Source organism: Streptomyces sp. NBC_01622, assembly GCF_045209635.1.
In the GTDB taxonomy this organism is placed as follows: domain Bacteria; phylum Actinomycetota; class Actinomycetes; order Streptomycetales; family Streptomycetaceae; genus Streptomyces.
The window spans coordinates 5320852-5343229 of the sequence record NZ_CP109293.1 but is presented as its reverse complement, the minus strand read 5'-3'; the positions used below and the strand labels follow the sequence as shown (position 1 = coordinate 5343229).

Sequence of the window (22378 nt, the reverse complement as noted above, 5' to 3'; positions counted from 1 at the left end):
CACTAATTGAGTAGTGAAAGGGTGGTGCAGGAGGGCTGAGAAAGTCAAGAGAGATCTGTGCGCCGATCCGTGAACCGGTCGGCGGGGCTCGTGCGATGAGGAGATGTGAGCGATACGGGAAGCGACGGGGAGCTGCTGCGGGCCATCGCGGCGGACGGCGACCGGCGCGCGTTCGAGGAGCTGTACCGGCGGTACGCGCCGTGGCTGACCGCGCGGCTGCGCGGCCGGTGCGCCGACGCCGGGATGGTCGACGACGTCGTACAGGAGACGTTTCTCGCGGTGTGGCGGGGCAGTGCCCGCTACCGGGAGGACGGCGATGTGGCCGGGTGGCTGTGGCGGATCGGGTCGCGGCGGCTGATCGACGTGCTGCGCAGCGACGGCGCGCGCGGCCGGATGCGGCAGGCGCTGGCGCGGCTGCGGCACCGGGACGAGGCGTCGGCGGAGGAGCGCGTGCTCGCGGGGGTGGAACACGGGGACCTCGCAGGTGCCCTGGTCCGGCTCTCGCCCGAGCTGCGGGCGGTCCTCCAGGCCACCGTGATCGACGGGCTGACCACCCGGGAGGCGGCCGTCCTGCTGGGCATCCCGGCCGGCACGGTCAAGACACGGGCCATGCGGGCCCGTAAGCAACTGCGGGAGGAGCTGGCATGACCTGGCATGTGGCCGAAGACGACGTACGCGCCTATGCGCGGGGCGAGTTGGCACCGCCCATGCTCTGGTCCGCCGACACCCATATCGCCAACTGCGCGGACTGCCGGGCCCTGTTGGCGTCCGTCACCGACCCCGTCGCGCTCGACGCGGGCTGGGAGCGCCTCGACGCCGAACTCGACGCCCCCAAAAGGGGGTTGGTGGAGTCGCTGCTCGTGCGGATCGGTGTCGCCGACCACACGGCAAGGCTGCTGGCGGCGACGCCGGTGCTGCGCCGCTCGTGGCTCGGCGCGGTGGTCGCGCTGCTCGTGATGACCGTCCTGGTCACCAACGCGCTGAAGACCGCCCAGTCCCCGACCCTCTTCCTCGGTCTCGCCCCGCTGCTGCCGCTCGCGGGCGTCGCGCTGTCGTTCGGGCCGAAGTTCGACCCGACGTACGAGATGACCGTCGTCGCCCCGATGCACGGCTTCCGCCTCCTGATGATCCGCACGGTCGCCGTCCTGGCCGCCGGCCTCGGCCTCAACGGCCTCGCCTCCCTGGCCCTGCCCGGATACGGCCTGGCCGCGCTCGGCTGGCTGCTGCCCGCCCTCGCCCTGACGACGACCGGTCTGGCCCTGACCCCCCGCCTCGGCCCGGTCCTCGCGCCGTCCCTGGTCGGCGGCGGCTGGGTGCTGTTCCTGCTGGCCGCCCACGAGCGGCACTCCGGAACGCTCGCCCCCTTCACCCCGGCCGGACAGGGGGTGGCCGCGGCGGTGGCCGCCTTGGCGGCCGGGCTCCTGTACCTGCTGCGGGACCGCTTCGACGCGCGCCCGGCCGGCCCGTGGGGGGCGGCGTGACGCCCGCGCCGCCCGGCTCGTCTGTCCGGCGGCGGTGGCCGGTCGCCGTGACCCGCCCGTGTGGGGTGCGGTGCGCGGTACGGCCGGCTTCGAGGCCTCGCGTGCTGCGCGAATCGCTCAACCGGCCTTCCTGGACCGCCGGGTAACTGTCCACGGCCGCCGGGCTCTCGGCTCGCTCGCGCCGGTTCCGCCGCGCGACCCGGTCGGCCTCCCGGGGCCTCGTCCGACGCCCCGTTCCCCCAACTCTCCTTCGCCACCGGCGCCTTCGGGCCCGCCGCGTGAACCTCCCACCTCTGACTGGAGTTCCGTACATGACCACCACCGTCTCCGCGGCCGGGCTCAGCCTGCGCTACGGCTCGACGCACGCCCTCGACGACGTGTCGCTACGGCTCGGCGAGGGCGTCACCGGGCTGCTCGGCCCCAACGGGGCTGGAAAGACCACCCTGTTGAGGGTGCTCGCCACCGCGCTGCCCGCCGACTCGGGCACGTTCACCGTGCTCGGCCACGACCCGAGCACCACCGGCGGACGCCAGGAGGTGCGGCGCGTCCTCGGCTATCTGCCGCAGACGCCGGGCTTCCACCCGGACTTCACCGCCTTCGAGTTCGTCGACTACGTCGCGATCCTCAAGGAACTCACCGACCGCGAGGGACGCCACCGCGAGGTGCGGCGGGTGCTGGCCGAGGTCGACCTCTCCGACGTGCGCGGCAAGCGCATCAAGAAGCTGTCCGGCGGAATGCGGCAGCGCGTCGCGCTCGCGGCGGCCCTCGTCGGTGACCCCGGTTTCCTCGTCCTCGACGAGCCGACCGTCGGCCTCGACCCCGAACAGCGCATGCGCTTCCGGGAGTTGATCGCGAGGGCGGGTGAGGGCCGCACGGTCCTCCTCTCCACCCACCAGACCGAGGACGTCGCGATGCTCTGCAACCGGGTCGTCGTCATGGCCGGCGGCACCGTCCGCTTCGAGGGCACCCCGGCCGAACTCACCGCACGGGCCGCCGGCCGGGTGTGGAGCGGCACGGAACGCGACCCGGCCGCGATGGCCGGCTGGCGCACCGGCCTCGGCGCCTTCCGCAACGTCGGCGACCCGCCCCCCGGCGCGGAACTCGTCGAACCCACCCTGGAGGACGGCTACTTGATCACCCTCGACGGCATCGCCGCGGAGGTGGCGGCATGAGCGCCGTACTGGAGAAGGCACCCCCGGCCGAACGCGCCGACGAGCGACGCCGTTCCTGGGCAGCGGTGTTGGCGCTGGCCCTCTTCGAGGCCCGCAAACTCCTCCTCCGCCTCCCCGTGTTGCTCATGTTCGTCCTCTACGCCGCCTGGATCGGCTGGACCATGCGCGACGCGTGGACCGGCTACCCGGCCCTCCAGGACGTCGACCGCGCCACCCAGACCGGCCCGCTGCTGCCCGCCCTGGCCGTCCTGCTCTGCGCCAACCAGGCCGTGCTGCGCTCCCGACGCCAGGACACCGACCGGCACTTCGACGTGCTGGTCCTCGAACCCTGGCGCCGTACGGTCGCGTTCGCCCTGTCCGTCGTACCGGCCGCCGCGCTCACCGCGCTGCTGGTGGCCGCGCAGTTCACCTGGGGCGTGCTCGCGCCCGGCTCGGTCGGCCACGGCTCGGTGGGCGAACTGCTCGTCGGACCGCTCACGGTGCTGCTCGCCGGAACGGCCGGAGTACTGCTGGCCCGGGTGGTGCGGTCGCCGTTCGCGGCACCGATGCTCCTGGTGCTGGCGTTCTTCTCGACCCTCTTCCTGGGGGCGGTCCCGGGCGACTCCAACGGCAGCGCGACGAGGTGGCTGGTACCGGTCATCGGCGACGCGAGCAGCAAGACCCTCCCCTCCGACCTGCTGGGCCGCCCGGCCGTCTGGCACGCCCTCTACCTGTTCGGACTCGCGCTGACCCTGGCGCTGGCGGCAGTACTGGTCAACGGCGGCCGTACGAAGACCGTCGCCGCCGCGCTGGTCGTGGCGGTCGGCCTGGGCACATGGGGCGCGGTGGGCCAGGCGGCCAAGGTGTCCAAGGCGACGACCGACGCCCGCGTGCTGGCCACCCTCAACCCGGCGAAGGTCCAGTCCTGCGCCCGGCACGGCAACTCCACGTACTGCGCGTTCCCCGAATGGATGCCCCGCACCGGCACCTGGGCGAAGGTCGCCGACCACGTCCAGTCCCTGACGGGCGGCACCGCCGCCCAGGAGAAGCTCCTCGTACGGCAGCGCGTCGAGGCCCGCTACGGCATGGACGGCGACGGCGCGATCGAACCGTCCACCGTGCCCTACCAGGTGACCGTCGGCACGCGCTGGGGCGGCCCCCGCGTACCGGAGTTCGCCGCGGCGGTCTCCTCCGTGCTGGTCATGGGCAGCGAGAAGGCGACCGGCTCGCTCTGCGACGGCCGCATGGTCACCATCATGTGGCTGGCACTCGGCTGGCAGTCCGACCCGCTGACCCAGCTGCGCGCGGTCCGGCTCGACGACAGCGTGAGCGGCTCCGCGATCGTGCTCTCGCCGACCAACCCCATGTCGATGACGGCCGAACAGACCACGGTCGTAAGGGAGTTGCTCACGGCCGGCAAGACCACGGTCGCCCCCAAGGTGAAGGCGCACTGGGCGGAGCTGACGGCACCCAAGGTGACCACGGCGAAGGTGGCCGAGCTGCTCGGCGTCAAGGCACCGGCGGGAGCGGACAAGTGCGAGTAACCACACGGGTGTTGGGGCAGTTGGCGCGCCCGGTGCTGCGCGCCCTGCCCTGGCGGGCCCTCGGCGCGGGCGCCGCTGCGGGGCTGCTGCTGGCCGCGCTGCCGAGACTGCTCTCCGACGACCCCGACCCCTGGACGGCCCTGCTCCTGCTGCGCGGCGCGGCGCTCGCCTTCGCCCTGGGCCTGACGTTCCTCCTGGACGATCCGGCCCGCCAGGTGACGGTGGCGGTCCCGACCCGCCGCATGCTCCGCGCCGCACTGCGCACCGCGCTGGTCGCCCCCCTGGCCGCCCTGTGGTGGACGGCGGTCGTCCTGCTGATCCCGGCGCAGATACGCCCTCCGGTCGGCGCCCTCACCCTGGAGGCGGCCGCGGCGGCGGTCGTCGCCCTGGCCGCGTCGGCCACGGCGGTCCGCCTCACCGACGAGTCCGAACCGGGCCAGCGCGTGGCCATCGCCCTCCTCGCCACCGCCATGGCGGCGGCCCTCCTGTTCCCGGAGCACTGGGGCCTGTTCGCCGCCCCGAAGGAGAAGTGGTGGACGGTGGGTCACGACCACTGGGCGTTCGTCCTGGCGGGGGCGGCACTCGTGTGGACGGCATGCGGGCCGGAGCCGGTGCGGCGCAGGCGCCTGAGGCTCACCCCTTCCTGACCGGGCCCCTCATGACTCGGCCGTTCACGACTCCGAGCGGTACATCAAGTCCGTCTCGTACGTCGTGAACCCAAGCCGCTCGTACACCGACACCGCCGCCTTGTTGTCCGCGTCGACGTACAGCATCGCCGTCGGCAGCCCCTGCCGCGCCAGGTGCCGCAGGCCGATCGTCGTCAGGGCCTTGCCCAGCCCGCCGCCCTGCGCGCCGGGCAGGACCCCGACGACGTAGACCTCGCCCCGCTGTTCCTCCGCGTGGACCTTCGTCCAGTGGAAGCCGATCAGTTCGCCGTCGCGTTCGGCGAGGAAGAATCCCTCGGGGTCGAACCATGCCTCGGCCTTGCGGTCGTCCAGGTCCCGCTGGGTGAGGGAGCCCTGCTCGGGGTGGTGGGCGAAGGCGGCGGCGTTGACGGCGAGCCAGGCCGCGTCGTCGGCGCCGGGCACGAAGGTCCGTACGGTCACGCCCTGCGGAAGGACCGGCTCGGGCAGCTCCAGATCCGCCAACGACCGCCGCAGCTGGCGCAGTTCGCGGAACAGGGCGAGCCCAAGGACCTGCGCGAGATGGCGCGCGGCGGGATGCCCGCCGTGCGCCCACACCCGCAGCCGCTTCCCGGACGCGGCCAGCAGCGCAGCGCCGAGCGCCCGCCCGTGCCCGTGCCCCCGGTGCGAGGGGTGGACGAGGAGTTCGGCGGCCGGTGCCTCCACCGGGTCGGTGTCCTCCAACTGCCCGTAGCCGACGAGCTCTTCGCCCAGCGTCAGCAGCAGATGCGAGACCCCGGGCCGCGCCCCGCCGCGCAGCTGCAGCCGCCCCTGCTCGGACACCGCGGGCTGCCCGTCGGTCCTGGCGGCCTCGGCGATCAGCGCGAGGACGGCCCCGGCCTGGTCCGGAGGGAGCTCGGAATAGGTCTCGATGGAGCGGGAGATGGGCGCGGGCCGTGCGGTGTCGTCGCTGGTCATGGCCTCAGGGTAAGCGGACGTACCGGCAAAGTGGCGGCAAAGAAGAAACCAGGATGTAACCAAGAACCCCCTGTCGCGCTACGCGCGTTGACCCTAGGCTGCGCCGGAACGTGGTGACTTCTCAGCCGACACACAGGGGGGCTCATGCCAGCCACTTCCCAGCCGTTCCGCCCGCGCAGACGCCGTGTCGCAGGCCTGCTCGCCGCCGCCGCGAGCCTGGCCACGGCCGGTGCGCTGGCCGCCGCGCTGCCCGCCGACGCGCACGGAATCCCGACCGGAGGCGGAAGCGGTCACGGGTACGGCCACGGGTCCACGCCCAGCCGCTACCAGGACGTACAGCTCCTGTCCTTCAACGACCTGCACGGCAACCTGGAGCCCCCGTCCGGTTCCTCCGGCCGGGTCACCGAGCTCCAGGCGGACGGCACGACGAAGACGATCGACGCGGGCGGTGTCGAGTACCTCGCGACGCATCTGCGCGAGGCCCGCGAGGGCAACCCGTACTCGATCACCGCGGCCGGCGGCGACATGGTCGGCGCCTCCCCGCTGATCTCGGGTCTGTTCCACGACGAGCCGACCATCGAGGCCCTCAACAAGCTCGACCTGGACGTCACTTCGGTCGGCAACCACGAGTTCGACGAGGGCGCCAGGGAGCTGGCCCGCCTGCAGAACGGCGGCTGCCACCCCACCGACGGCTGCTACACGGACAAGAAGTTCAAGGGTGCCGACTTCCCCTACCTCGCGGCCAACGTCCTCGACGAGAAGACGAAGAAGCCGATCCTCAAGCCGTACTGGGTGTGGAAGAAGAACGGCGTCAAGGTCGGCTTCATCGGCGTCACACTGGAGGGCACCCCGGGCATCGTCTCCGCGGACGGCGTCAAGGGCCTGCAGTTCAAGGACGAGGTAGAGACGATCAACAAGTACGCCAAGGAACTGCAGAAGCAGGGCGTCAAGTCGATCGTCGCGCTGATCCACGAGGGCGGCTTCCCTGCCTCCGCGTCCTACAACTACGACTGCGACGCGTCCGGCGGCGGCTCCGGCATCTCCGGCCCGATCGTCGACATCGCGAAGAACGTCACCCCGGCCGTCGACGCCCTCGTCACCGGCCACACCCACAACGCCTACGTCTGCACGATCGACGACCCAAGTGGCCGGCCCCGCATGGTCACTTCGGCTGCGTCCTTCGGCCGCCTGTACACGGACACCACGCTGACGTACGACCGCGTCACCGGCGACATCGCCCGTACGGCGGTCAAGTCCGCGAACCACGTGGTCACCCGGACCGTGCCCAAGGCCGCCGACCTGACCGCCCTGATCAGCAAGTGGAACACCCTCGCGGCCCCCATCGGCAAGCGCGCCATCGGCTACATCTCCGCCGACGTCAACAACACCGGCACCGAGTCCCCGATGGGCGACCTCATCGCCGACGCCCAGCTCGCCTACGGCAAGGAGCTGGACCCGGAGACCGACCTCGCGCTGATGAACCCGGGCGGGGTGCGCGCCGGGCTCACCTACGCGGCGAAGGGGAGTGAGGGCGACGGTGTGGTGACGTATGCCGAGGGCTTCACGGTGCAGCCGTTCGCGAACACCGTGAACCTCCAGGACTTCACGGGCGCGCAGCTGGTCCAGGTACTCAAGGAACAGGTGAGCGGCACGAACGCGGCGGCACCGAAGGTGCTCCAGCCCTCGTCCGGACTGACGTACACGCTGGACCTGACGAAGACCGGCGCGGACCGCGTGGTCACCGACTCCATCCGCCTCGACGGCGCCGCGATCGACCCGGCGGCCACCTACCGCGTCGCGACGAACAGCTTCCTCGCGGGCGGCGGTGACGGCTTCCCGACGCTGGGGCAGGGCACCGGTGACCTGGTCGGCACGGACGATCTGAGCGCGCTGGCGCAGTACCTGACGGCCCACTCGTCGGCGGCGAGCCCGCTCACGCCTCCGGCGGCGAACCGGATCACTGTCGTGCAGTAGCAGCCGACCCCCAGGGGGCCCGGTGCCGCAGGTCGGCGCCGGGCCCCTTCCGTTTTCCCGTTCTAAATTCTGTGTAAGGGCGGGTTCAGTTCCGCGAATTCCATAAGAATCATTCACAGCAATCGCTCAGGAAGGTCTAAGCGAAAATCGCTTTTCCTGCGTCGGAAGTCCAGTAGTGTTTTCCATGTCGAAAGCGAACGGCGCAAACGACAGAAGACGAAGGAGAGCACGATGAGCTTCCACAAGATCGCCCCGGTCAAGAAGCACCACAAGCCCGCCCCGGCGCCCAAGAAGGCCACGAAGAAGCCTGCTCCGGCCCCGAAGCGCCGCCCGGTCGGCCACAAGTAAACAGCCCATAAGAGTTCGTAACAGGGAGGGAATTAATCATGAGCTTCAACAAGATTCACCCCATCAAGCAGACCCGCAAGCCCGCCCCGGCCCCCAAGAAGCCGGCGCCGAAGAAGCCCGCCCCGAAGCGTCGCCCGATCGCACACAAGGGCTGACAAAGAATTTACAGGCGTAATTCAAAGGCAGTTGCAGCAGATCGGTAGAGGAACTGTTGCAGAACCGCAGCAGACACCGCGACAGCCGTACCAGAGAGGGAACCCGTCATGAGCTTCCACAAGATCGTCCCGGTCAAGAAGCACCGCAAGCCGGCCCCGGCCCCGAAGAAGCCCGCGCCGAAGAAGCCGGCGCCGAAGCGTCCGGTCGGACACAAGTAAGCAGTCCCGCGAGCCGCAGAAGAAGACCCGCACCACCCCCCACCCGGCCGCAGGGCCGAACCCCCGGAAAGGGAACCCGCCATGAGCTTCCACAAGATCGTCCCGGTCAAGAAGCACCGCAAGCCCGCCCCGGTCCCGAAGAAGCCCGCGCCCAAGAAGCCGGCGCCGAAGCGTCCCGTCGGGCACAAGGGCTGAGCCAGCGCCCAGTGAGGCGGGGCCGCCGGTTAGCGAGTTCGCTCGCTCCGGTGGCCCCGCCTCGGCCACGTCCAGGCCGCAATCCTCAGGGCCTGTCCGGCGGATCCTGTCGCAGACGCGGGGTCTGGCACGCCCTCCCCCACTGCCCTAAAGGCGTGGGGGGACCCCCAGCGGCGTTGTCGTCGGTTGCCGACGTCCCCCAGCCTTCGGCCGGGAGGTGCCCCCACCGCGTCGCCGCCCTCCTCCGCCTTGCAGTTGGACGCACCAGATCCCGCTCACCGGTGCCGATCAGGCGCCGTCGCTTTCCTGCGACCTGATCCGCCGGACAGGCCCTAGTCCGAAGGGAGTTGTTGACCATGAGGGAAGCCCGTGAGGCCTTCCGCCGTTTCTGGCCGCTGACCCGCGGTGACCGCAAGTGGCTCGCGGTGATCATCACGTGCGTCATCGTGTCGGCGCTCGCCGAGACCGCCGCGATCCTGCTCTTCGCGGAGCTCACCGACAACGCCCTCAAGGCCGGTTCGCTGTCCGCGTTCTGGGGCCCGGCCGCCGCCTGGCTCGGCGTCGCCGTACTCGGCGCGCTCGTCGGCTACTTCGGCAACTCCCTCGCCACCTGGACCGCCGAACGCTTCGTCCTGCGCCTGCGCGCGAACGTCTTCCGCCACGTCCAGGACCTCCCGCCCCACTTCTTCCAGAAGCACCGCCAGGGCGACCTGGTCGAACGCCTCACCGGAGACGTGGAGGCCATCGAGCAGATGGTCGTGTCCGGCGTGGTCGGCACCATCTCGGCAGCCTTCTCGGCGGTCTTCTACGCCTGCGCGGCCCTGTACCTCCGCTGGGACCTGGCCCTGGCCACGTTCGTCCTGGCCCCCCTCTTCCTCCTGGCCGCCCGCCGCTTCTCCGGCCGCATCAAGCAGGCCTCGCAGGACGAGCGGACCGCGGACGGCGCGATCACCTCGGTGGTGGAGGAGTCCCTCGGCAACGTCGTGCTGACCCAGGCGTACAACCGCCGCCGGGACGAGGAGAAGCGCCTCGACATCGAGGCCCGCGCGTGGATGAAGGCATCGGTACGAGGCGCCCGCCTCAGCGAGATGTACGAGCAGTTCGTGGAGGTGGTGGAAACCCTCTGCGTCCTCGCGGTCATCGGCCTCGGCGTCTGGGAAATCTCCGCCGACCGCATGACTCTGGGCGCACTCCTCGCCTTCGCCGCCTTCATCGGCTACCTCTACCCCCCGGTCCGCAACCTCGGCCAGCTCGGCCTCACCCTCACCGCGGCCACGGCCGGCGCCGCCCGCATCAACGAGATCCTGGACGCCACCCCGTCCGTCGGCGACCCCCGCGAACCCGTCCCCGCCTGGCCCGTCCACGGCTGGGTCAGCTTCCACGGCGTGACCTTCCGCTACCCCGGCGCGGCCCGCGACACGGTCGACAACGTCACGTTCAGGGCGGACCCCGGCGAGCTGGTGATCGTCACTGGCGAGAGCGGAGCAGGCAAGTCGACCCTGTCGAAGTTGCTCACTCGCTTCTACGATCCCTCCGAGGGCGTGATCTGCCTGGACGGCGTCCCCCTCCGTGACGTACCGCTCGAATTCCTGCGCGAGAACGTGGCGTTGCTGCCCCAGCAGACCCTGATCCTCAACGGCACGATCCGCGAGAACATCGAGTGCGGCCGCCCCGGCGCGACGGACGAGGAGATCGAGCGGGCGGCACGCGCGGCGGCGGCCCACGACTTCATCACGGCCCTGCCCCAGGCCTACGACACCGAGATCGCCCCCGGCACGGCGGCACTCTCCGGCGGCCAGCTGCAACGGATCGCGATCGCGAGGGCGATGCTGCGCCAGGCCCCGGTCCTGGTCCTGGACGAACCGACGGCCGGCCTCGACTCGGTGGCCGCCCGCCAGGTGATCCAGCCCCTCCGCCGCCTGATGTCCGGCCGTACGACCATCATGATCACCCACGACCTGAGCCTCGCCCCCGACGCCGACCGCATCCTGGTCGTGGAGGGCGGACGCCTGGTGGAGACGGGAACGCACGCGGAGCTGGTGGCAAGGGGCGGCGCGTACGCGCGACTTGCGGGTCCGCTCCCCGAAATGGCGATCACGGGAACGGGAACGGGACGGCACCGTGCGGACGACACGATGCTCCTGCGTCCGCTCCCGCCGCAGGCACCGGCGTCCGCTGACGAGACGATGATCCTGAGGCTGCCGCTCAAGTAGTCGTCAACCGGTGGGTGTTGCCCGGAGGGTGTACCCGAGCCCCCGTACGGTGTGGATGAGCCGCGGTTCGCCGCGGCTCTCCAGTTTCCGGCGCAGATACATGACGTAGACGTCGAGGGTGTTGGACGCGGGCTCGAAGTCGAAGCCCCAGACGTGCCGGTGGAGCCGGGACCGGGTGAGCACGGTCGCCGGATGCCTCAACAGGTACTCCAGCAACAGGAATTCGGTCCGCGTGAGTTCGAGCGGCCGGCCGCCGCGGGTGACGGTACGGGTGCGCGGGTCCATGACGAGATCATGAAAGACGAGCTGTTCGAGCTCGGCCGGGGGACTGCCGTAGACCTCCTCGCGGGTGCTGCGGCGCAACAACGCCCGTACCCGCGCGAGGAGTTCGTCCACCGCGAACGGTTTGCTGAGGTAGTCGTCGGCGCCGTTGTCGAGGGCGACGATACGGTCGCCGACGGCGGTCCGCCCGGTGAGCATCAGGATCGGCACGGTGGACCCGGAGGCGCGGATACGGCGGGTCGCGGCCAGCCCGTCCAACTCGGGCATGGTGACGTCCATCAGCACGAGGTCGGGCGCGGCGGCATCGTCCGGTACACCGAGGAGATCGATGGCGGTACGCCCGTCTCCCACGAGGACGGTCTCGTACCCCTCGAATCTGAGCACCCGGCCGAGCCCTTCGCGTACGTCCGCGTCGTCGTCGGCCAGCAGGATCTTCCGCGCCAGCGCCATTCGAACACGGTGTGACGGGCGGCTGTGCGGGAGCTGGCAGGGAGTTGGCAGCGGGTTATGCGTGGGCCGCCGGGGTGCGGGCGCGGAGCCAGTGGAACAGGGCCGCGAAGGGGACGAAGGCGGCGAAGAAGACGTACACCGTCCCGGACGCGGCGCGCAGGTTGGCCGGCGCCGCGTTGGGCCGACCCGGAGGGAGATGCCGCCCGGCCGCGCCAGCTGGAGGCGGGATTCTCCAGCAGGATCCCCATGAAGACCAACCGCTTCCGCGACTGCTTCCCCCACCCGCGGTACTCCCGCTCGATCCCACGCCCACCGCCGACGTCACCGCCGCCGCCCCCGCTCATCGACCCTCTCTGGAGCCTGGGTTGGGGCGATGGTAGTGGCGGGGGGCTGTGGGCGTCAGCGAACGCGTCCCGACTCAACCGGACGGCGTGATCGATGACCGTACGCCGAACCACTGCTCGGCGCCCCATTCCTCGAACCGCTGCACCTCGGTGAACCCCAGCGTTGTCGCGAGCCGCCGCGCACGCCTCGGCGGCGTATCCGTGTCCCCACGCCTCCGGCAGGAACAGATAGCCGAGTTCGGCCTCCCCGGCGTCCGGACGGACTTGACTCCGGCGCTCCGCGTCGCGCCGGTTCAGCTCGACGATGCCGATCATCGACCCGTCGATTTCGATCACGAAGAATCCGGCGCGCCGCCCGGGTACCTCAGGTGCCGTGCGTTCATGGTGGGCAACCTATCGCGGCGTGATCGGCGGATCCGGTTCCGGTCGGTGTGGCCGTGAACGGCCTTGTCGCCGGCCCCGTAGGGGTGGAGAGACCCCGGAGCGTGTGATTCCGTGCCGCCTCCCCCTGACCCCTCCCCCGAAAAAGTGTGTCACTTTCCGCAGAAGTGACACACTTTTTCAACTGGGCTACTGGGTGGCGGAGCCCTCCGGCGGTGGAGTCGGCGCCCCCGGCAGCCGTACGGTCGCCACCGTGCCGCCGCCCGTTGCGCGGGACAACGTCACCTCGCCGCCGGCCTGCTGGACCGTGCGGGCGACGATCGACAGGCCCAGGCCGGAACCGGGGAGGGCGCGGGCCGACGGGGAGCGCCAGAACCGGTCGAAGACGTGGGGGAGTTCATCGGCGGGAATGCCGGGGCCGTGGTCGCGGACCGTGAGGACGCCGCGCGTGAGCTGGACCTCGATCGTGCCGCCCTCGGGGCTGAACTTCACGGCGTTGTCGAGGATGTTGACCACGGCGCGTTCGAGCGCCGAGGGCTCCGACTGGACGTACCAGGGCTGTACGTCCGCCGTGATCGTCAACTCCGGGCCGCGCAGGCGGGCTCGGCGCAGGGCCGCTTCGACGGTGTCCTGGAGCGAGACGATCTGGACGCGTTCACCTCGCTGCCCCTCCGAACGGGACAGTTCCTGCAAGTCGCCGATCAGGGACGCCAGTTCGGTCATCTGCGCCTTCACCGAGGCGAGCAGTGCCTTGCGGTCCGCCGGGGGGATCGGGCGGCCGGTCTCCTCGCTGCGGGTGAGGAGTTCGACGTTGGTGCGGAGGGAGGTGAGGGGGGTGCGGAGCTCGTGACCTGCGTCTGCGATGAGTTGTTGTTGCAGCTCGCGGGAGTTGGCGAGGGACGTCGTCATCGAGTTGAAGGAGCGGGAGAGACGGGCGACCTCGTCGTCGCTGTCCTCGTCCACGGGGATGCGGATGGCCAGGTCCTCGGTGCGGGCCACGTGCTCGACTGCCTCGGTGAGCTTGTCGACGGGACGGAGACCGGCGCGGGCCACTGCCAGTCCGGCCGCACCGGCGCCGATCACTCCGATACCGGAGACGAGGAGGAGAACGAGGGCGAGTTCGTTCAGGGTGTTCTGGGTGCTCTTCAGAGGGACCGCGACGACGAGTGCGGTGTCGGGGTACAGCTGAGGGAGGGTCGGGCCCTGCCTGACGAGCAGAGGCGTGGTCAGCACGCGTACGGCGTTGCCCTTCGAGTCGACGCCATTGCGGGACACCCCCTTTAGGGTGGACGGAAGCGACGTGAGGTTACTCGCGTCCTTGATCACGTCCTTGTCGGCACCGGTGACCTTGACGACGCCCGCCGAACCGGAGGAAACACAGAACTTCCCGCTGGACTTGAGCAGTTGGAGATAAGTGGTCTGCGTCCGGATCCCGTCGAAGCCGCTGGGGTCGGTGGTGTCGCTCTGCGTGCTGTCGACGGTCTGCGGGCAGGTCTGGAGGAACTGCACAACATCACCGGTCCGCTGCGGCTGTGCCATCTGCCGTAGATCAGCGTCGACCTGCTCGTACAACTTCCCCTGCACGATGAACCAACAGGTGACCGAAACCGCCGCCACCCCGAACGCCACCGCCGCCGCGACCAGCATCGCCAGCCGGGACCGGATCGGCAGGGTCCGGAACCGGTGCAGGAAACGGTTGAGGACGTTCTTCACTCCGCTCCACCCTGTCGCAACACATAGCCCACGCCCCGAACCGTGTGCACGAGCCGCGGCTCGCCGCCCGCCTCGGTCTTGCGGCGCAGGTACATCACGTACACATCGAGAGAGTTGGAGGACGGCTCGAAGTCGAAGCCCCAGACCGCCTTCAGGATCTGCTCACGGGTGAGGACCTGGCGGGGGTGGGCGAGGAACATCTCCAGCAACGTGAACTCGGTGCGGGTCAGCTCGACCTGGCGCCCGTTCCGCGTCACCTCGCGCGTCGCGAGGTCCATGCGGAGGTCGGCGAAGGTCAGGGAGTCGTCCTCGGGGGCGGTACCGGCCGCCGCGGCCGCCGCGTACGAGCTGCGCCGCAGCAACGCCCGTACCCGCGCGAAGAGTTCGTCGAGTTCGAAGGGCTTGACGAGGTAGTCGTCGGCGCCCGCGTCCAGACCGGTCACCCGGTCGCCGACCGTGTCGCGGGCCGTGAGCATCAGGATCGGCGTCGTCGTGCCCGCCCCGCGCATACGGCGCGCGGCCGTGAGGCCGTCCATGCGCGGCATCTGGATGTCGAGGACGACCAGGTCGGGCTGGTAGGCGGTCGCCTTCTCCAGCGCGTCCGCGCCGTCGACGGCGACCTCGGTGTCGTACCCCTCGAAGGCCAGACTGCGCTGGAGTGCTTCACGCACCGCCGGCTCGTCGTCGACGATCAGGATGCGCTGGGTGTCACGGTCGCCTTCGGCGGGGCTCATGGGCTGGATTCCTCGGGTGCGGTGGGACGGGGAGACAACGATCGGCTGGTCGCAATCAGCCTCGCATGTTTCCCGGCTGGCGCGTAAAGAGGAGGGGAGGGGAGAAATGGGCTGAGATCAGGCTCGCATCGTGGCGAGCCGGTTCAGCGGCACCTTCCGGTGGTGCGGGTGGGCCGCGCTGGTGCGGAGCCCCATCAGCTCCGGGGCGGGCGCCAGTTCCGGTGCCCGTGCCGCCGGCGCGTGCAGTTCGTACGCCACCCCGAGGGCCAGGCCGAGACCGGCCGCTCCGGCGTCGGTCACCGTGTGCGAAACCTGCTTGATCATGACGTACTCCCTACTGGTTGCTGGAAGAGCCGTGCTCAGCTGTCGGAACCGCCCGCCCGCAGCGAAGCCAGGTCCGCCTTGACGGTGTCGATCGGGATGGCGAAGCCGATGCCGATGCTTCCGGCGTCGGACGACGAGGACGAGGACGAACTCGACGAGTACATCGCGGAGTTGATGCCGATGATGTCGCCGTTCGCGTCGATCAGGGCACCGCCGGAGTTGCCGGGGTTGAGGGACGCGTCGGTCTGGATGGCCTTGTACGTCGTGGTGGACGAACCGGTGTCGCCGTTGAACTGCTGGCCGCCGAACTGGAACGGCCACTGGCCGCTGCCGCCCGAACCCGAACCCTGGCTCTGGCTCTCGTCGGTCGAGACGGTCACGTCACGGTTCAGGGCGGAGACGATGCCGCTGGTGACCGTGCCGGTCAGCCCCTCGGGGGAGCCGATCGCGACGACCGTGTCGCCGATCTGGATGCCGGCGGAATTGCCGAGGGTGGCCGCCTTCAGTCCGGAGGCGTTCTCCAACTGGAGGAGTGCGAGGTCCTTCTTGCTGTCGGTGCCGACGACCTTCGCGGTGTACGACTTGCCGTTGCTCGTCTTGACCTTGACCGAGGTGGCGCCGGAGATCACGTGGTTGTTGGTGACGATCTGGCCGTCGGTGGTGATGATCACGCCCGCACCGGTGGAGGTGCCGTTGCTCAGGGTGGCCTCGACCTCGACCACGCTCGGGCTGACGGTCGCGGCGATGGTGGCGACGTCGCCCTTCTTGCTGGAGGGCACGACCGCTGTGGTGGTGCTGGTGGTGGCGACGGTGTCCTTGCCGGTCAGCTGCTGGAAGGCGTACGCGGTACCGCCGCCGACGGCCGCGGCGACGATCGCCACGGCCGCGAGCAGCGCGATCGGACCGCGGGTCCGCTTCTTGGGCTTGGGTGCTTCCGCCTGGACGGGAGTGAGGAGAGCCGTGTCGCCACCGCCGCCACCACCGGAACCGCCGTAACCGTCCGCGCCGAACGCGGCCTGCGGGGCGGGCGAGGGAGCGGGCGTCTGGCCGCCCGGCCACACCGTCGTACCCGGCTCTACGGTGACCGGCTGCTGGGCCGGGTCGAAGGGCTGCGCCTGCTGGGCCGGCTGCGGCTGGTGGGCCGGCGGGGGCGGCCACTCCGGGTTCACGGGGGAAGAGGCGTGCTGCTGCTGGGGGTACGCCTGCGGCTGGTCGCCCTGGGGGGTCTCGTACTCGCCGCTGCGGCGGAAGCTCTCGGTCATGGAAAAGAGACTGTCGCGCGATCATGAGAGGTACCTGAGTCCCCGCTGAGAAGCCCGACAGAACCTCGTATGCCCGATATAAAGACGCCCGAGGCCCGGAAACTCGGGGAAACGGGAGGTCGCGGGGGAGTTGGGGCACGGCACGGGCCGGACGAACACTTGCGTGACCCCTGTGCGACACGTGTGCGAGGTGACAGGCGATCCCCGGCGACGGCCGCGCCGACCTCCTGGTCCGCAACTCCCCCGGTGTCCTGTACCTCTACGCGGGCACGCAGGTGGTCAGGCTTCGCAGCCGCAGGACCGCCGGGTCACCAGGCGGGAGGGGAACACCTTCAGCCGCTCACGACGGGAGCCCGCCACCCGCAGGCCGTCGTCGAGCACGAGGTCCACGGCCGCCCTGGCCATCGCCGGACGGTCCGACGCGATCGTGGTCATCGGCGGATCGGCGAGGGCGGCTTCCTTGATGTCGTCGAAGCCGATCACGCCGAGTTCGCGCGGTACGTCGATCCGCAGCTCGCGGGCGGCCCGCAGCAGGCCGATCGCCTGGTCGTCGGTGGAGCAGAAGATCGCGGGTGGCCGCCGGGGCCCGGAGAGGATCCCCAGGGCGACCTGGTAGGCGTCGTAGCGGTTGTACGGCGCCTCGAAGAGCCGTCCCTCGGTCGGCAGACCGGCCTCGGTCATCGCGCGCCGCCAGCCCTCGACGTGGTCGGAGACCGGGTCGCCGACGGCCGGTGTCTCCGCCGTACCGCCCATACAGGCGACGTAGTCGTAGCCGTGCTCCAGGAGGTGCCGGACGGCGAGCTGGGCGCCGCCGAGGTCGTCCGTGACGACGGCGACGTCGTCGATGGCCTCGGGGCGTTCGTGGAGAAGGACCACGCGGGCGTCCCAGGCCTCGATCTCGGCGGCGGCGAGGTCGTTCAGCGCGTGGCTGACGAGGATCAGGCCGGAGACGCGCATGCCGAGGAAGGCGCGCAGGTAGTGGACCTCGCGCTCGGCGACGTAGTCGGAGTTGCCGACCAGCACCATCTTTCCGCGCTCGGACGCGGCCTGTTCGACCGCGTGCGCCATCTCCCCGAAGAAGGGCTGGCGCGCGTCCGGCACGATCAGGCCTATGAGGTCCGTGCGCCGCGACGCCATGGCCTGGGCCACCCGGTCAGGTCGGTACCCCAGTTCCTTGATCGCGGCGAGGACACGCTCGCGCGTGGCCGGGGCAACCGGCCGGGGTCCGTTGTTGATGACATAGCTGACAACGGCGGTCGAAGTACCCGCCAGCCGCGCCACATCATCCCGAGTCACCTTGGCCACGCGCGGAGTCTACGCGGATTGACCCGCTCTGGGCAGGGCGTTTCGAAGCTTCTCGTCGCTTCCGCACAGCATCGCCGCGCGGAAGCGACGAGAAGCCGTGCGGAAGCGATGCCCTGCCCCGACGCGGGTCAAGCCTGGGCCGGGATCTCGGCCGCGTCCAGGGCGGCCGTGTCGGCCGTCTCGTCCGCATCCTCCGGCTTTGCACCTGCGAGAGCGGCGCTCGCCTTGAGCTTCGCCTCCTCGCCGCCCCGGTCACCCTTCTCCGGGGTAACGAATCGATAACCGACGTTCCGGACGGTCCCGATCAGCGACTCGTGCTCGACTCCGAGCTTCGCGCGCAGGCGCCGTACATGGACGTCGACCGTCCGCGTACCGCCGAAGTAGTCGTAGCCCCAGACCTCCTGCAGCAGCTGGGCGCGCGTGAAGACGCGGCCCGGGTGCTGGGCGAGGTACTTGAGGAGCTCGAACTCCTTGAAGGTCAGGTCGAGGACCCGGCCCTTGAGCTTGGCGGAGTACGTCGCCTCGTCCACGGAGAGATCGCCGTTGCGGATCTCCATGGGGGAGTCGTCGTTGACGATCTGCTGGCGGCCCATGGCGAGCCGCAGCCGTGCCTCGACCTCGGCCGGGCCGGCCGTGTCGAGGAGCACGTCGTCGATGCCCCAGTCCGCGGTGACGGCGGCGAGGCCGCCCTCGGTGACGACGAGGATGAGCGGGCATCCCGGTCCGGTGGAGCGGAGGAGCTGACACAGGCTGCGCACCTGAGGCAGATCCCGGCGGCCGTCGATGAGGATGACGTCGGCACCGGGGGTGTCGACGAGAGCGGGGCCTTCCGCCGGTGCCACGCGCACGTTGTGCAGCAGCAGGCCAAGGGCCGGAAGCACCTCCGTAGACGGCTGGAGGGCATTGGTCAGGAGCAGCAGAGAACTCATATGTCTGGTTCCTCCTCGGTCCCTGCGAGGACGTTTGCGGCACTGCGGCATTGCGGCACTGCACTGTGATCCCGGGGGCCCTGTATCACTGGCGTCCACCTGTGGTTTCCCGCGGTTTCCCGCTTCGTATACAACGCTCCCGGAAGCACAAAAGGACCCGGGGGCTTCGCTGCCCGAGTCCTCTGTCCAGCAGAATAGCCCACATGAGCGCTGATACGGCAGGTCATGTGGCGCGATCCACCGTTCGTCCGAACTCTGAGACGATCAGACGCACACCTTTGCGGACGTTTCTGCACACCGACGACGGGGTGACGATCGATTCCGTATACGACCCGGCAGTGGCCGTATACGACGTCTCCCCGCCACCTTCCGGTGATCTGGTGTTCGTCGTGGCGCACGGTTTCACGGGCGATGTGGACAAGCCGCATGTGCGCCGGGTGGCCGAGGCGTTCGCCCAGTACGGGGCCGTGGTCACGTTCTCGTTCCGGGGCCACGGAAGGTCCGGCGGACGGTCCACCGTCGGCGACCGCGAGGTGCTCGATCTGGCGGCGGCGGTCGTCTGGGCCCGCGAGCAGGGGCACGCGCGCGTGGTCACCGTCGGCTTCTCGATGGGCGGTTCGGTGGTGCTGCGGCACGCGGCGCTCTACGGCCCGGAGGGTGACGCGGACGGTCAGGGGCGCAGGGGGCGCACAGAAGCGCACACGGACGCGGTGGTTTCGGTGAGTGCGCCGGCCCGCTGGTACTACCGGGGCACCGCCCCCATGCGGAAACTCCACTGGCTGGTGACCCGCCCCGAGGGGCGTCTCGTCGGCCGCCTCGGCCTCAAGACCCGTATCGAGCGCAGCGGTTGGGACCCGGTCCCGCTCTCCCCGGTCGAGGCGGTCCCGCGCATCGCGCCGACCCCGCTCCTCGTCGTGCACGGCGAGATCGACGGCTACTTCCCCCTCGACCACCCCCGCATGCTGGCCGACGCCGCGGGTGACCACGCCGAACTCTGGCTGGAGCCCGGCATGGGCCACGCCGAGCACGCGGCCGGCGACGACCTGCTGGCCCGGATCGGTCGCTGGGCCGGTTCACAGGAGGACTAGCCTGGCCGTTGCAGCCCCCGATCGATTGAGGAAGCGGATGCCAAAGGTCACGGTGCGCTACTGGGCCGCCGCGAAGGCCGCGGCCGGGATCGCCGAGGAGCCGTTCGACGCGGCCACCCTCGCCGAGGCCCTCGCCGAGGTGCGCGAGCGACACCCCGGGGAACTCGCCCGCGTACTGCTGCGATGCTCCTTCCTCGTCGACGGTGACCCCGTGGGCACCCGCGGACATGAGACGGTACGGCTGGCCGAGGGCGGCACGGTCGAGGTGCTCCCGCCGTTCGCAGGAGGATGAGCGAAGCGATGAGCAACCAGCCGTACGAGGGCTATGGCGAGGGCTACGACCCCTACGCCCAGCAGCAACAGCCGCAACAGCCGCAGCAGGCCCAGCAAGCACAGCAGGCACAGCAGGCACAGCAGGCACAGCAACAGCAGGCGCAGGCCTGGCACGGGCAGCAGCAGGCGTACGACGACCCGCAGGCCGCGCAGCAGTACACCCAGCAGTGGCAGGGCCAGACCTGGGACACGCAGGTCCAGCAGTCGAGACCCTCCGCGTCCGACCTGGCGTACTTCCCGCCGCAGAACTACCAGGCGCCGACGCCGAGTTACGACGCCCACGCGCAGGCCCCCGTGCCCGCGCCGCCGGCGTCCGCGGCGGAGGAGAGCGGCTACGGCCCCTCGACCCTCGCCGGCAACGCCCGCGTCACCGACGCCCAGCGGGCCCGGCTTGAGGGCCGCTCGCCGATCATCGAACCCGGGATGCAGCCCGCCGGCCTCACCGCCCTCCTGGCGCTGCTCCTCTCCGTCACCGCGCAGATCGGGTCGTACGCCCTCGTCGTGCCGTTGGTCGTGCTCCAGGCGGTCACGGCGGCGGGCTGGTTCCGGCTGAACGGGATGTGGCCCGCCCGGCAGGGCATCGCGCTGGCCTTCGCGGGCGCGCTCGTCGCGGACGTTGCCCTGCTGGCGGCCGGCCGGGACAACGGCCCCGCCGCGATCCTCGGCACCCTCGGCGTCTGGGTCCTGCTCTCCCTCGTGATGCAGCTGCGCTCGCACGCCGACCCGGACACCCGGATCCAGAGCCTGATGGCGACGGTCGCCTCGGCGGCCCTGGCCATCGTCGCGACCGGCCACCTCGCGGCCGACCCGGACGCGGTCACCGTCGGCGCGGCGGCGGTCGCGGTCGCGATCCTGGCCCGCGCGCTCCCGCTGCCGACCGTGGCCTCGGTCGTCGTCTCCCTCCTCGCCGCCGCCGGTGCGGGCATCGCGGTCGGCGGGATGACCGGCCTCGGCGCGAAGGGCGCGCTGCTCGGCGCGGGCGCGGCGGTCTGCGCGCTGATCGGCCACCGGGTGGCGAGCTACGACTACCCGTCCCGCTTCGTCCACTTCACGGCCGGTGTGGCCCTCCCGCTCGCCGCGGCGGCCCCGGCGGCCTACGTACTGGGGCGCGCGCTGGCGTAGTCACGCCGCCTGTCACAGGTGATCGACAATTTCCTGCTGCACGCATCTCGCGGGACTACGCTCGCGATTTGCGGCCACACGGTCGTTGCACCGCTTTCGTCGACGACCGCCAGGTGGGGGAACACCGTAAATGCGTGGGCTACGAATACTTCTGACCGTCGTGGTGATTCTGGGCGTCCTGTTCGTGGTCGTGGACCGGGTCGCGGTCTACTTCGCGCAGAACGAGGCGGCGGGCAAGGTGCAGACGAGCGAGAACCTCGCCTCCGCCCCCGACGTCTCCATCAAGGGCTTCCCCTTCCTCACCCAGGTCGCCTCCGGTGAGCTGGACGACGTCGAGCTCGGCATCAAGACCTACGAGGCGACCACCCCGAACACCAGCGGCAGCGGCACCTCCACGATCCGGATCGACGATCTCAAGGCCGACATGAAGGACGTCAAGTTCTCCAACGGCTACAGCTCCGCGACCGCGGCCAGCGCGACCGGCTCCGCGAGCATTGCCTACGACCAGCTGCTCAAGGCCGCCAAGTCCGAACCGACGGACATCTTCACCGGGGTCAAGGCCCAGGTCGTCAACCTCTCCGACGGCGGCGACGGCAAGATCAAGGTCGACGTCAAGATCTCGGTCGGCGGCCAGGAGACGACGTATCCGGTGCTCAGCACGGTCACCGTCGACGGCGACACCGTGAAGGTGCACGCCGACAACCTGCCCAAGCTGGTCGTCGACCTCGCCGACTCCCGGATCCGCTCGATCACCGACTTCCAGCAGACGATCGACCAGCTGCCGGGCGGGGTGAAGCTGGCCAGTGTGCAGGCCGCGAAGAACGGTGTGGAGATCAAGGTGAAGGGTTCGAACGTCAGGCTGGCCGGGTAGGACGAGGTCCGGTGGGCGGCGGCTGTCCGAGGGGCGAGACGGCAGTGTCCGTACGGCAGTTGTGAGGACGGCGAGGGGCGCGCGGACAACCGGCGACGGGGCCGCTACCGGCCCGCTGATCTCACATCACGGACGATCGCGTCTCAAAATACGACACACCGGTGACATGTCCCGCCGTCCGTCCCTACGATCGACCCTATGAGGCAACAGGCGGATCTCACGAAGCGGCGGGCAGTGGACCTGTGCCGCGTCGCCGCCATGCTCTGTCGCACTTTCTGAGCGGAAGCGCAGGCTTCCGTCTTCCCCCGTGCCCTTGATCTCAGGGCACCCGCGCGAGCGCGCACCCCCTCTCACGCACC

At 70.5% G+C, this 22378-nt stretch carries 20 protein-coding genes and 1 pseudogene; 12 read left to right on the top strand and 9 right to left on the bottom strand.

Features of this window, described 5'->3' with window-relative positions; translation table 11 throughout:
• The first annotated feature begins 105 nt into the window (after positions 1 to 105).
• The 5 genes from OH768_RS24295 to OH768_RS24275 all read left to right on the top strand — a co-directional run bounded on the left by OH768_RS24295 (position 106) and on the right by OH768_RS24275 (position 4823).
• Positions 106 to 648: an RNA polymerase sigma factor gene (locus tag OH768_RS24295; RefSeq protein ID WP_406456880.1), complete on the top strand. Its 543-nt coding sequence runs from the start codon at positions 106 to 108 to the stop codon at positions 646 to 648.
• Positions 645 to 1481 (top strand): zf-HC2 domain-containing protein, encoded by an 837-nt coding sequence (locus OH768_RS24290; protein ID WP_406456878.1) that lies wholly within the window; start codon positions 645 to 647, stop codon positions 1479 to 1481. The genes OH768_RS24295 and OH768_RS24290 overlap by 4 nt, the downstream gene beginning before the upstream one ends.
• 311 nt (positions 1482 to 1792) lie before the next feature.
• A complete protein-coding gene (locus OH768_RS24285) occupies positions 1793 to 2653 on the top strand; it encodes an ABC transporter ATP-binding protein (RefSeq protein WP_406456876.1) in 861 nt (286 codons plus the stop codon).
• On the top strand, positions 2650 to 4176 hold the full coding sequence (locus OH768_RS24280) for an ABC transporter permease (RefSeq protein WP_406456874.1): 1527 nt from the start codon (positions 2650 to 2652) through the stop codon (positions 4174 to 4176). Before OH768_RS24285 ends, OH768_RS24280 begins: the two co-directional genes overlap by 4 nt.
• Positions 4167 to 4823 (top strand): ABC transporter, encoded by a 657-nt coding sequence (locus tag OH768_RS24275; protein WP_406456872.1) that lies wholly within the window; start codon positions 4167 to 4169, stop codon positions 4821 to 4823. The genes OH768_RS24280 and OH768_RS24275 overlap by 10 nt, the downstream gene beginning before the upstream one ends.
• A 24-nt stretch (positions 4824 to 4847) precedes the next feature.
• On the opposite strand, the gene mshD is transcribed toward OH768_RS24275, so the two are convergent.
• On the bottom strand, positions 4848 to 5777 hold the full coding sequence (gene mshD, locus OH768_RS24270) for a mycothiol synthase (protein ID WP_406456870.1): 930 nt from the start codon (positions 5775 to 5777) through the stop codon (positions 4848 to 4850).
• A 144-nt stretch (positions 5778 to 5921) separates the two neighbouring features.
• Here mshD and OH768_RS24265 point away from each other — a divergent pair, with 144 nt between their 5' ends.
• Complete coding sequence (locus OH768_RS24265) at positions 5922 to 7751, top strand: bifunctional metallophosphatase/5'-nucleotidase (protein ID WP_406456868.1); 1830 nt, start codon at positions 5922 to 5924, stop codon at positions 7749 to 7751.
• Positions 7752 to 9024: 1273 nt separating this feature from the next.
• A complete protein-coding gene (locus tag OH768_RS24260; RefSeq protein ID WP_406456866.1) occupies positions 9025 to 10881 on the top strand; it encodes an ABC transporter ATP-binding protein in 1857 nt (618 codons plus the stop codon).
• Positions 10882 to 10884: 3 nt separating this feature from the next.
• Here OH768_RS24260 and OH768_RS24255 read toward each other — a convergent pair whose 3' ends face one another.
• From OH768_RS24255 to OH768_RS24220, 8 genes and pseudogenes are all read right to left on the bottom strand, one after another.
• Positions 10885 to 11613, bottom strand: coding sequence for a response regulator transcription factor (locus tag OH768_RS24255; RefSeq protein WP_406456864.1), 729 nt, complete (start codon positions 11611 to 11613; stop codon positions 10885 to 10887).
• 418 nt (positions 11614 to 12031) lie between these two features.
• Positions 12032 to 12338 (bottom strand): annotated as a pseudogene (locus OH768_RS24250) (GNAT family N-acetyltransferase); the annotation flags it as partial.
• A 189-nt stretch (positions 12339 to 12527) separates the two neighbouring features.
• Entirely contained in the window at positions 12528 to 13985 is a 1458-nt protein-coding gene (locus OH768_RS24245; RefSeq protein WP_406465417.1) for a sensor histidine kinase, read from the bottom strand.
• A gap of 62 nt (positions 13986 to 14047) precedes the next feature.
• Positions 14048 to 14785 (bottom strand): response regulator transcription factor, encoded by a 738-nt coding sequence (locus OH768_RS24240; protein ID WP_019073726.1) that lies wholly within the window; start codon positions 14783 to 14785, stop codon positions 14048 to 14050.
• Positions 14786 to 14902: 117 nt separating this feature from the next.
• Complete coding sequence (locus OH768_RS24235; protein ID WP_200713943.1) at positions 14903 to 15109, bottom strand: hypothetical protein; 207 nt, start codon at positions 15107 to 15109, stop codon at positions 14903 to 14905.
• Positions 15110 to 15144: 35 nt separating this feature from the next.
• Complete coding sequence (locus OH768_RS24230) at positions 15145 to 16371, bottom strand: S1C family serine protease (protein WP_406456861.1); 1227 nt, start codon at positions 16369 to 16371, stop codon at positions 15145 to 15147.
• A gap of 279 nt (positions 16372 to 16650) precedes the next feature.
• Positions 16651 to 17676 (bottom strand): LacI family DNA-binding transcriptional regulator, encoded by a 1026-nt coding sequence (locus OH768_RS24225; RefSeq protein ID WP_388101339.1) that lies wholly within the window; start codon positions 17674 to 17676, stop codon positions 16651 to 16653.
• A gap of 128 nt (positions 17677 to 17804) precedes the next feature.
• Positions 17805 to 18605, bottom strand: coding sequence for a response regulator transcription factor (locus OH768_RS24220; protein WP_406456858.1), 801 nt, complete (start codon positions 18603 to 18605; stop codon positions 17805 to 17807).
• A 203-nt stretch (positions 18606 to 18808) separates the two neighbouring features.
• On the opposite strand from OH768_RS24220, the gene OH768_RS24215 reads away from it, so the two are divergent.
• From OH768_RS24215 to OH768_RS24195, 5 genes are all read left to right on the top strand, one after another.
• A complete protein-coding gene (locus tag OH768_RS24215) occupies positions 18809 to 19693 on the top strand; it encodes an alpha/beta hydrolase (protein WP_406456856.1) in 885 nt (294 codons plus the stop codon).
• 37 nt (positions 19694 to 19730) lie between these two features.
• Positions 19731 to 19985: a MoaD/ThiS family protein gene (locus tag OH768_RS24210; RefSeq protein WP_019073733.1), complete on the top strand. Its 255-nt coding sequence runs from the start codon at positions 19731 to 19733 to the stop codon at positions 19983 to 19985.
• Positions 19986 to 19993: 8 nt separating this feature from the next.
• Positions 19994 to 21148, top strand: a complete 1155-nt coding sequence (locus OH768_RS24205) for a hypothetical protein (protein WP_406456854.1) — start codon at positions 19994 to 19996, stop codon at positions 21146 to 21148.
• Between the two features lie 130 nt (positions 21149 to 21278).
• The gene (locus OH768_RS24200) at positions 21279 to 22019 is read left to right on the top strand and encodes a DUF2993 domain-containing protein (RefSeq protein WP_406456852.1); all 741 of its coding nucleotides are present in this window, start codon (positions 21279 to 21281) and stop codon (positions 22017 to 22019) included.
• A gap of 198 nt (positions 22020 to 22217) precedes the next feature.
• Positions 22218 to 22298, top strand: a complete 81-nt coding sequence (locus OH768_RS24195) for a putative leader peptide (protein ID WP_353963781.1) — start codon at positions 22218 to 22220, stop codon at positions 22296 to 22298.
• Positions 22299 to 22378: the final 80 nt, after the last annotated feature.